Source organism: Mycobacterium sp. SMC-13 (genome assembly GCF_045311035.1).
Classification (GTDB): domain Bacteria; phylum Actinomycetota; class Actinomycetes; order Mycobacteriales; family Mycobacteriaceae; genus Mycobacterium.
Genome location: NZ_JBJIAI010000012.1, coordinates 22,973 through 34,698, shown reverse-complemented (window position 1 = coordinate 34,698; position 11,726 = coordinate 22,973). Strand labels below are relative to the sequence as shown.

Annotated in this window: 2 protein-coding genes; both read left to right on the top strand. The window is 69.6% G+C overall.

Annotation, left to right across the window (positions count from 1 at the left end; translation table 11 throughout):
- Nucleotides 1–15 precede the first annotated feature (15 nt).
- The gene (locus tag ACJH6I_RS18405; protein ID WP_406784369.1) at nt 16–11,031 is read left to right on the top strand and encodes a type I polyketide synthase; all 11,016 of its coding nucleotides are present in this window, start codon (nt 16–18) and stop codon (nt 11,029–11,031) included.
- Between the two features lie 158 nt (nt 11,032–11,189).
- A complete protein-coding gene (locus ACJH6I_RS18400; RefSeq protein WP_244602299.1) occupies nt 11,190–11,624 on the top strand; it encodes a hypothetical protein in 435 nt (144 codons plus the stop codon).
- The last annotated feature ends 102 nt before the right edge of the window (nt 11,625–11,726 follow it).

Below are 11,726 nucleotides of genomic sequence, written 5' to 3'. Positions count from 1 at the left end.
GAGGACAGCTTTTTCATGGCAACGATCGAAGGTCCGGAAACGTCCAGCTTCGCGATCGTCGGGTACGCCGCGCGCTTCCCCGGAGCCACCGACGCCGAATCCTTCTGGGAGATGCTGCGCGAAGGCCGGGACGCCGTATCCGAGGTGCCACAAGACCGGTGGGACGTCGACGAGTTCTTCGATGCCGACCCGGACGCCCGCGGCAAGATCATCACGCGCCGCGCCGGCTTCCTCGATGACGCCGTCGGGTTCGACGCCCCCTTCTTCGGAGTGTCCACCCGCGAAGCCAAGATGATGGACCCGCAGCAGCGGCTGCTGCTGGAGATGGCGTGGCGCGCCGTCGAACACTCGGGTACCGCACCGTCCGCCCTGGCCAACACGCAGACCGGTGTGTTCATCGGCCTGGCCACGCACGACTACCTGGGCATGGCCTCGGGCGAACTGACCTACCCGGAGATCGAGGCCTACATGGCCATCGGTACCTCGGGCGCCGCGGCAGCGGGCCGCATCAGCTACCGCCTGGGCCTGCAGGGTCCGGCCGTCACCGTCGACACCGCCTGCAGCTCGTCGCTGGTGGCCATCCACCAGGCGTGCCAGGCCCTGCAGCTCGGCGAGTGCGATCTCGCGCTGGCCGGTGGCGCGAACGTCATCCTGAGCCCGGCGACCATGATCACCTTCTCGCAGTCGCGCATGTTGGCGCCGGACGGCAAGTGCAAGACGTTCGATGCCGCCGCCGACGGTTATGTGCGCGGCGAGGGCTGTGGCGTCATCGTCGTGAAGCGACTCGAAGACGCGGTGCGCGACGGCGACCGGATCCGGGCCGTCATCCGCGGCAGCGCCATCAACCAGGACGGCGCCTCGGGTGGCCTGACGGTCCCCAATGGTGTTGCGCAACAACGTGTTATCGCTGAAGCGCTGGAGCGCGCGGGGCTGACGCCGAATGACGTCGGGTACCTGGAGGCGCACGGCACCGGCACGTCGCTGGGTGACCCGATCGAGGTGCAGGCCGCGGCCGCGGCCTACGGCACCGGACGCGATGCGACCGATCCGCTGCTGATCGGCTCGGTGAAGACCAACATCGGCCACCTGGAGGCCGCCGCCGGCGTCGCCGGGATCATCAAGGTGATCCTGTCGCTCGAGCATCAGGAACTGCCGAAGCACCTGCACTTCAAGAATCCGTCGCCGCACATCCCGTGGGACCGCATCCCGGTGAAGGTCGTCGACGAGGCCACCACCTGGGAACGCGGCGACCGGCCGCGCGTCGCGGGCATCAGCTCATTCGGCTTCTCCGGCACCAATGCCCATGTGCTGCTTGAAGAAGCACCTGCCGTCCTGCCCGCGGAGGCTCCGGCCGAGGAGCCCGACGACCGCCGCTTCATGGTCCTGCCGCTGTCAGCCCGGACCCCGGCCGCGCTGCTGCAGTCCGCCGAGGACTACCGCGCCTGGCTGGCCGCGCACCCCGAAGCCACGCTGTCCGACGTCTGCATCACCGCGGGCGCGGGCCGCGCCCACTTCGAGCACCGCGCCGCGCTGGTGGTGAATTCTCTGGATTCCGCGCGCGAATTGCTCGGTGCGCTGGCCGACGACCGTCCGGCACCCGGCCTGGTGCGCGGCACGTCCGCCGACAAGCCCAAGACCGCGTGGCTGTTTCCCGGACAGGGCAGCCAGTTCGCCGGCATGGCCAAGGAGCTGTTCGAGACCGAGCCGGTGTTCGCCGAGACGGTGAAGCAGTGTGCTGCCGCGGTCGCCGATATGCTCGAAAAGCCGTTGCTGGACGTCATTTTCGATGGTCCGGATGACGCGCTGCGGCAGACCAGCTACGCCCAGCCGGCGATCTTCGCCGTCGAGATGGGCCTGGCGCGGCTGTGGCAGTCGTGGGGCTTCGAGCCCGACGTCGTGCTGGGCCACAGCGTCGGCCAGTACACGGCGGCCTGTGTCGCCGGGGTGTTCAGTCTGGAAGACGGCATGCGCCTGCTCGCTGAGCGCGGCCGCCTGTTCGGGAACCTGCCCGCGGGCGGCCGGATGGCGGCGATCTTCGCCGCGCCCGAGCGCGTCGAACGACTCACCGATGAATACCCGAGCCTGTCGGTCGCGGCATACAACGGCGCCAACACCGTGCTCTCCGGTCCGGGCGCCGACCTCGAAAAGGCCGTCGCGGGGCTGACCGGCGACGGTGTCCGCTGCGACTGGCTGGAGACCAGCCACGCCTTCCACTCGGCACTGCTGGACCCTGCACTCGACGAATTCGAGACGTACGCAAACCAATTCACGTTCAACGCGCCGCAGCGGATCCTGGTGTGCAACCGCACCGGCGACACCCTGGGCCGCACCGCCAAGCTGGACGGGCAGTACTGGCGCCGGCACGCGCGCCAGCCCGTCGAGTTCTCCAAGGGTGTGGAGACCCTGGCCAAGCTCGGTTGCGCAGTGCTGCTCGAAGTCGGCACGCAGCCCATCCTGACCGCCGCGGCCCTGCGCGCCTGGCCCGACCCGGCCACCGCGCCGCGGGCCATTGCGTCGTTGCGCCGCAAGGGCGCTGACCACCGCCAGATCACCGAGGCGCTCGCCACCACCTACACGGCCGGCCACCTGCCGGACTTCGCGGCGGTCCGTCCCGGCTCCACCCACACGTTCGACCTGCCGACCTACCCGTTCCAGCGCAAGGCCTACTGGTTCCGCGACGAGCGGGTGGCACCGTCCGCGCTGGCGCACCAGGGCGGCGGCGCGACCACCGAAGCCGTCCGGCTGCTGGAAGACGGCCGCATCGATGAGCTCGCCACCTTGCTGGGCGGCAGCGATCAGGCGACCACCGACGTACTGAACAAGCTTGCCGCGCAACACAACCGGCAGCGCACCGCACAGTCCGTCTCCGATGCCCGGTACGAAATCCGCTGGGAGAAAGCGACGGCCCAGCCTGCTGCGGAACTCGGCGAAGGCGCCGCGTGGGTCCTCATCGGTGACGCGGTACCCGAGCCCCTGACCGACGCCCTGACCCGCGCCGGCCACCGGCACCGGGTCCTCGGGTTGCCGGCGTCCGACGCCGATGAGCAGCAGCTGGAAGCCGACCTGCGCGCGGCTGTCGAGGAGGAGCCGACGCTGCGCATCCTGCACGTCGCCGGACTCGACGCCGACCGGGCTTCCATGCAGGCCTTGCTGCGGGTGCAGCACCGCGTCCTCAGCGGCACGCAGCGCCTGTTCCGCTCGGCGGCCGCCGCCGAGCTGCGGGAACCCATCTGGGTGATCACCCGTGGCGCACAACGCGTTACCGACACCGACACCGTCGCACCGGAGCAGACCGGCCTGTGGGGCTTCGGCCGCTCGGCGGCGCTGGAGTACCCCCAGGTGTGGGGCGGTCTGGCCGACCTGGCCGAGGGCAGCACCGACGAATGGTCGCGGTTGCTCGCCCAGGTGATCGCCGCGCCGCGTGGCGAAGACCAGATCGCGCTGCGCGCCGAGGGTGTACACGTGCCGCGGCTGGTCCGTCGTACCGGGCAGCCGAACCCCACACAGCTGGAATTGCGCGCTGACGTAACGTATCTGGTGACCGGTGGCCTCGGTTCGCTCGGCCTGGAGATCGCGGGTTACCTGGCCGCGCACGGCGCCCGGACCCTGGTGCTGACCAGCCGGCGCACGCCGAATGAGGCCACGCAGCAGCGCATTGACGCACTGCGCGAGCAGCACGGCTGTGAGACCCGCGTCATCACCGCCGACGTCGCGAATCCGCACGACGTCGCCCGCCTGATGTCCACCCTGCGCGCCGAGCTGCCGCCGCTGGCCGGTGTCGTGCATGCCGCCGGTGAGAACAGCACCACCCCGCTGGCCACGCTGGAAGACGCCGAGCTGGAACGCGTCTTCTCCGGAAAGGTCTGGGGCGCATGGTATCTCAGTGAAGCGGTCGCCGACCTGAAGCTCGACTTCTTCCTGTCGACCTCGTCGATCTCGGCGGTGTGGGGCAGCTACGGCCAGACCGCCTACAGCGCGGCCAACGCGTTCCTGGACGGCCTGACCTGGCGCCTGCGTGAGCAGGGCGTGCCCGGCATGAGCGTCAACTTCGGCCCGTGGTCCGCCGGCATGGCCGACCCCGATGCCCGCGCCCAGCTGGAGCGCCGCGGCGTCCGCACCCTGTCCCCCGCCGATGCCCTCACCGGCATGGCGGACGTCATGGTGGCCGGCGGCAACCCCGCGGAAGCCGTTGTCGCGCGCATGGATTGGGCCAAGTTCCTGCCCATCTACTCGCAGGCCGGGTCCCGGGCCCTGCTCGCCGAGGTCGCGCGCGAGGTGCCCGAATCCGCGACCGCCGGCGCCGTCGGCGCGTCCGGGAACACCCGCCTGGTCGAGCAGCTGATCGCCGCGCCGGTGCAGCAGCGCAAGAAGCTGGTGCTGGAGTACCTGCGCGACGCCGTCGCCGAGGTGACGCGCATCGAGGCCTCCGAGATCCGCGAGGAGACCGGATTCTTCGACCTGGGTATGGACTCGCTGATGGCCGTCGAACTGCGTCGTCGCCTGGAACAGGGTGTCGGCAAGGAACTTCCGGCGACCCTCGCCATGGACCACCCGCGGCTCACCGATGTTGCGGACTACCTGCTCAGCGACATCCTGAACCTCAGCGAGAAGGCCGGCGCCAAGGCTGTCACCGAGGTCAAGTCGCTCGCCGCGGCCGACGAGCCCATCGCCATCATCGCGGTGGCGTGCCGCTTCCCCGGCTCGCCCGACCCGGATGCGTTCTGGCGGGTGCTGTCCCAGGGTGTCGACGCGATCAGCGAAATCCCCGAGGACCGCTTCGACGTCGACGAGTTCTACGACCCCGACGCCATGACGCCGGGCAAGATCTACACCCGCTCGGGTGGTTATCTCGAGAGCGTTGACACCTTCGATCCGGAATTCTTCGGCATCTCGCCGCGCGAGGCCGTGTGGATCGACCCGCAGCAGCGCCTGATGCTCGAAATCGCCTGGGAGGGCTTGGAAAGGGCGGGCTACGCGCCGGCATCTCTGCGTGGCAGCCGCACCGGCGTGTTCATCGGCGTCGGCGCCAACGAGTACTCGCACCTGTTGTCGGGCGGCTCAGTCGAGAACCTTGAACCGCACTTCATCACCGGTAACGCACTCAACGCCATCGCCGGCCGCGTGTCGTTCACGCTGGGCCTGGAGGGCCCGGCCATGGCGGTCGACACTGCCTGCAGCTCGTCGCTGGTGGCGGTGCACCAGGCCACGCAGGCCCTGCACTCGGGTGACTGCGACATGGCCCTGGCCGGTGGCGTCAACGTGCTGCTGAGCCCCGCGTCCATCGTCGCCGCGTCCCGTGCCCGCATGCTGGCGCCCGACGGCCGCTGCAAGACCTTCGATGCCGCTGCCGACGGCTACGTCCGTGGTGAGGGCTGCGGTGTCCTGGTGCTCAAGCGGCTCAGCGATGCGCAGCGCGATGGCGACCGCATCGCGGCGGTCATCCGCAGCAGCGCCGTCAACCAGGACGGCGCGTCCAGCGGCCTGACCGTACCGAATGGTGGTGCGCAGCAACGCCTTATCAACACCGCCCTCAGCCGGGCCGGCCTCACCGGCGGCGACGTCGACTACCTGGAGGCGCACGGCACCGGCACCCCGCTGGGTGACCCGATCGAGGTCCAGGCCGCGGCGGCCGCGTACGGCGCGGGCCGCGACCCGAACCGGCCGCTGCTGATGGGCACCGCGAAGACCAACATCGGGCACCTGGAGTCCGCGGCCGGCGTCGCCGGTCTGGTCAAGGTCGTGTTGTCGCTGGAGCACGAGATGCTCCCGCAGACCCTGCATTTCCACAAGCCGTCGCCACACATCCCGTGGGATTCGCTGCCCGTGCAGGTGGTGGACAAGCCGACGCCGTGGCACACCGATGGCCGTCCGCGCCGCGCCGGCGTCAGCTCCTTCGGCTTCACCGGCACCAACGCGCACGTGCTGTTGGAAGAGGCCCCGATCCTCGTCGCCGACGAGGACGCCGCGGACGACGCAGCTCCGGAAACGCCTGTCTCCGAACCCATCAGTGTGCTGCCGCTCTCAGCCCGCTCGGCTCAGGGTCTGACGGCGCTGGCGCAGAAGTACCGCGACTGGCTCGACGAGCACCCCGACGCGTCGATCGCCGACGTCTGCTTCACCGCCGGTTCGGGACGTTCGCACTTCGAGCACCGCGCCGCGGTGGTCGCGAACACCGTCCACGACGCCAAGAACCTGCTGGAAGACCTGGTGGCGAACAAGCTGCGGCCGGGCGTGCTCAAGGGTGAGTGCACCGACCCGCCGACCACCGCGTGGTTCTTCCCCGGCCAGGGCAGCCAGTACCCGGGCATGGCGCGCGAATTGTTCGAGACCGAGCCGGTTTTCGCCGACGTGGTGCGCCGGTGCGCACAGGCCGTCGACCCGATCCTGCCGCGGCCGCTGCTGGAGGTCATGTTCGGCAACGACCGCGAGGCAGCAGAAACGTTGCGCAACACCGCGTTCGCGCAACCCGCGATCTTCGCCGTCGAGATGGGCCTGGCCCGGTTGTGGCAGTCGTGGGGCATCGAGCCCGACGCGGTGCTGGGCCACAGCGTCGGTCAGTACGCGGCGGCCTGTGTGGCCGGGGTGTTCAGCCTCGAGGACGGCGCCCGGCTGATTGCCGAGCGCGGCCGGTTGTTCGCCAGCCTGCCCGCCGGTGGGCGCATGGTGGCGGTGTTCGCCGATCCCGAATACGTCGAGCACGCCGCCGAGGCGTTTCCGCGGGTGTCGGTCGGCGCCTACAACGGCCGCAACACCGTGTTGTCGGGTCCGGCTGAGGATCTGGAGCAGATCGTCGCCGCCTGCAGCGAGGACGCCACGCGCTGCACCTGGCTCGAGACCAGCCACGCGTTCCACTCGGAGCTGCTGGACCCGGTGCTCGACGAATTCGAGTCCTTCGCAACGCAGTTCCAGTTCGCGACGCCCACGCTGCCGCTGATCTGCAACCGCACCGGCGCCGTCCTCAACGCCGAGACGCCGATCGACGCGCAGTACTGGCGGCGGCATTCACGTCAGCCCGTGCAGTTCACCGAGAGCGTCAAGACCGTCGCCGCGCTGGGGTGCTCGGTGCTGATGGAGATCGGGCCGCAGCCGATCCTGACCGCGGCCGCGCTGCAGTGCTGGCCCGAGGGCGCCGAGACCCCGCGCGCCATCGTGTCCCTGCGCAAGGGTGCCAACGCGCAGCGTCAGATCACCGAAGCGCTTGCCACGACGTACATCTGCGGGCACCGGCCGGACTTCTCGGTCAAGAACCGCGGACACCGTGTCGAGCTGCCGACGTACCCGTTCCAGCGGCGCCGCTTCTGGCCCAAGACCGCCAACGTCGTGGGAATGAGCTCCGGCGGGGCCGCCGCCACGTCCGGAATCCTGGGCAGTGCCAAGGATCTGGCCACCGGCGACACGATCTACAGCAATGTGCTGTCGGTCAAGACGCAGCCGTGGCTGTCGCACCACGTCATCTACGGCACCGTCGTGGTGCCGGGCGCGACGTACGCGGCCATGGCGCTGGCCTCGGTCGGCGCACCGGCGCGGGTGAAGGAAGTCTTCTTCTACGAGCCGATCATCCTGCCCGACAAGGCGTCTCGTGAGACCCAGCTGACCATCCGCACCCTCGAGGGCGGCGAAGGCTGGAAGTTCCAGGTCCACAGCCGCCCGAACGGCGTGCGGGAAGCCGAGTGGTCGCTCAACGCCGACGGCACCCTGCTGGCCGGCGCCGACGAGGCCGACGCGTCCGACAACGTCGCCGGTTCGATGGAGGACGTCGTCGAGCGCATGGAGCGGCTGCGCCCGCAGCAGCTCTTCGAGACCTTCAACGACATGGAACTGGCCTGGGGCCCAACGTGGTCCACGTCGCTCAAGTCGCTGTGGGTCCGCGACGGCATGGCCATCGGTGATGTGTCGGTCGGCGACGAGCTCGCCGAGCACCTCAGCAGCGAGCCCATCCACCCCGTCCTGCTGGACCTCTGCACCGGTGTCGCCTTCCCGGCGTTCCCGGCGCTGCTGGCCGCCGAACACGGCATGCACGACCTGTTCCTGCCGCTGCGGTACGGCCAGGTCGAGTTGCGCGAGAAGATGCCACGGCGCTTCTACGCCCGGGCCCGCTGGCACACCAGTGAGCTGACCAACGAGACGCAGGTCTTCGACATCGACTTCCTCGATCGCGACGGCAAACGTCTCGGCGGTATCACCGAGTTCACCGTGAAGCGGGCACCCCGTGAGGCGCTGCTGCGCGGACTCGGTGGCGACACCACCCGCCTGCTCTACACGCTGGGCTGGCAGGAAGGTGCCGCGCCGGCCGCGGCGGACGAGGCCGAGGCCAAGCCCGCGGGCACCTGGCTGGTGGCCGGCTTCGACGAGTTGGCCGCCGGCCTCCCCGGCGCCGTCAAGCTCGACCAGACGCTGGACGCCGCCGCCTGGCAGCAGGCGATCACGACGGCCGCCGAAAGCGGCGCACCCGTCACCGGAATCGTCTGGCGCGCTTCAGGCTACGAGGACGCCGACGTCGCGGCACGCCTGGAGACCGAGGTCGGCACCGTGCTCAGCGCGATAAAGACCGCGCTCGCCGAGGAGAAGCTGAACCTCACGGGCGGCCTCTGGATCGTCACCGAGCGCGCGGTGGCCACCGAACCCGGTGAGCCCGTCGACCCCGTGCAGGCCGCGCTGTGGGGCCTGGGACGCACCGTCATCAACGAGCAGCCGACGCTGCGGCTGAAGCTCGTCGACCTCGACGGCGCCGACGACAACGCCACCAACTGGCTGACCGGTGTGCTGGGCACTCCGGTGACCGAGTCGGAATTCGCGCTGCGGCAAGGAAAGTTCCTCGTGCCGCGGCTCATGCACTGGGCGCGCAGCGGCCACCTGCCGATGCCACGGTCCGACGACTACGTGCTGGCCCCCACCGAGCGCGGCGCGATCGACAACCTGCGGCTGACCGAGAAGGACGTGACGCCGCCGGCGCCGCACGAGGTGCAGGTCCGGATCGAGGCCGCCGGCCTCAACTTCCGCGATGTGCTCAACGTGCTGGGTCTCTACCCCGGCGATCCGGGACCCATCGGTGGCGACCTGTGTGGTGTCATCACCGAATTGGGTTCGGAGGTCACCCGATTCGAGGTCGGGCAGCGCGTCTTCGGCTCCATGCAGGGCGCCTTCTCCAGCCGGCTCAACGTGCCGGAGCAGTTGCTCGCCGTGGTCCCCGAGGGCATCAGCCCCGTCGATGCGGCGACCCTGCCGGCGGCTGCACTGACGGTCCGGTTGGCGTTCGACTGGGCGCAGCTCAAGCCGGGCGACCGCGTGCTGATCCACGCCGCCAGCGGTGGTGTCGGACTCGCGGCGGTGCAGATGGCCCGTCAGCAGGGTGCGACCGTCTTCGCCACCGCCAGCACCTACAAGCGTGCGACGCTGCGCAAGATGGGTGTGGAGTACGTCTACGACTCGCGGACAACCGATTTCGCGGACCAGATTCTCGCCGACACCAACGGCGAGGGCGTGGACGTGGTGCTCAACAGCCTGACCAACGAGGGCTTCGTCGAGGCCACGGTGCGGGCGACCGCCCAGGGTGGCCGGTTCGCCGAGATCGCCAAGCGCGACATCTGGACCCCCGAGCGCATGGCAGAGGCGCGGCCGGACATCAACTATGAGATCGTCGCGCTGGACGTGACGATGATGACCGATCCCGCGCACATCCAGCGCCTCATGGAAGAGGTGGCCGACGGACTGGCCAAGGGTGAGTGGACGCCGGTGCCCGCCGAGGTCTACCCGTTGACCGAGGCCAAGACGGCGTTCCGCCGGATGCAGCAGGCGCGGCACATCGGCAAGATCGTGGTGCAGATGCCGAAACCGCTGCAGCCGCACGGGGATCGGACCTACCTGGTCACCGGTGGCCTCGGAGCGCTGGGTCTGCACACCGCGGCGTACCTGGCCCAGCTGGGTGCCGGCGACATCGTGCTGACCAGCCGGCGCGAGCCGGATGCCGACGCGCAGCGCGCCATCGACGCCATGATGGAGCGCTTCCACTGCCGGGTGCATGTCTTCTCCGGCGACGTCGGTGACGAGGCCTCGGTTGCGGCGTTGCTCGACCGGATCCGCACGGAACTGCCGCCGCTGGCCGGCGTGGCCCACCTGGCGGGTGTGCTCGACGACGCGCTGCTGCCCCAGCAGGATCTGGAGCGCTTCCGGAAGACCCTGGGCCCCAAGGCCTTCGGCGCGCTGCACCTGCACAAGCTGACGCAGGACGACGATCTCGACTTCTTCATCGTCTACTCGTCGGCCTCCGCGGTGCTGGGTTCACCGGCGCAGGCGAACTACGCCACCGCCAACGCGCTGCTCGACGGCCTCGTCGCGCACCGCCGGGCCCTCGGCCTGCCGGCGACGGCCGTCAACTTCGGTCCGTGGGGCCGGGGCGGCATGGCCAGCTCGCAGGCCGCCACCGCAAACCTGAGTGCGCAGGGCATGATGCCGCTCGAGCCGTCGGCCGCCCTGGCGGCCCTCGGTGAGGTGATCCGCCACGGCGCCGCGCAGGCGACCGTCCTCAAGGCCAACTGGCAGCGGGCCGCCAAGATGCTCGGTGGCATCCGTCCGCCGCTGCTCGACCAGGTGTTGCCCACCAGCGACGCCGCGGCCACCGGCGACAGCGAGCTGCTGCGGCAGCTGCAGGAAATCCCGGACGCCCAGCGCGCCGGCTTCATCACCGAGTTCCTGCAGAAGGAGGTGCAGGGCTTCCTGCGCCTGGCACAGCCGCCCGCGGCCACGAGTCGGTTCCTCGATCTGGGCACCGACTCGCTGATGGCGGTCGAGCTTCGCAACCGGTTGTTCGGTCAGTTCGGCGGCAAGTTCGACATCAGCCCGACGGCGATCTTCGACTACCCGACCCTCGGCGAACTCGCCGGGCACCTGGCGTCGCAGTTGCCGCCGTCGGATGCGCCGGAGGTGGCGGTTGTGGAATCGGCTGCCGCCGCGGCACCGGCGGAGGCACCGGCAGCGGCGCCGGCCGAGGCTGCTGGCGAGGGAGAACCCGAGGCAGCGGCCCCACAGGAGTGACGACTGTGACGGGTGTGCCCGCTGTCTAATGCGACCGCGGGCACACCCGACTCACCCGCCTACAGCTACAGCAGCGGCGCTAATGAGCAGTTGACGTACGTTGGCAAACCTGTCAAGCTCCTATGTGGATCGATCTCATCGGCGGAAGGTTGAGCGCAATGTCTGTTCTCATGACGCGTGTTTCAGACGCCAAAGCAAAAGTGCAGGCCGGTGCAGCTGCCTGTGCAGTCGCCGGTGCAGCGATTCTGACTCCGGCAATGGCGCAGGCCGATATTGCCGCGCCGGTTCCGCTCGCGCCGATCACCCACGTCCTCGACAATGTGGCACAAGCACCTCTAGTGTTCGCGCCCCAGGACGTCAACACTTGGTGGCAGAACGATCCCTGGTGGTGGCTGGGGCCGGGGTCCAACCCATCGCACCCTGCCCCCATTCTTGTAGCGACGTTCACCCCGTTGTCAATCATCCCCGGTTTCCTCCAGGACCCGTGGAAGCGCCTGACAGCCAACATCAATTTCTCCGCCTGCTTCCTCGGTGCTGGATTGAAGGTCGGACCCTATGGTGCGATCACTCTCTCGCTGACTCGAGGCTGCTAGACGCAGCGGATCGCTAAGCAACGGTAGCGCGGGCAAAGATGCCGTGCGGCAACTGGTTGGTACTTCACCGAGGAAAGCGTCATTGAGTGCCGGACGACGCTG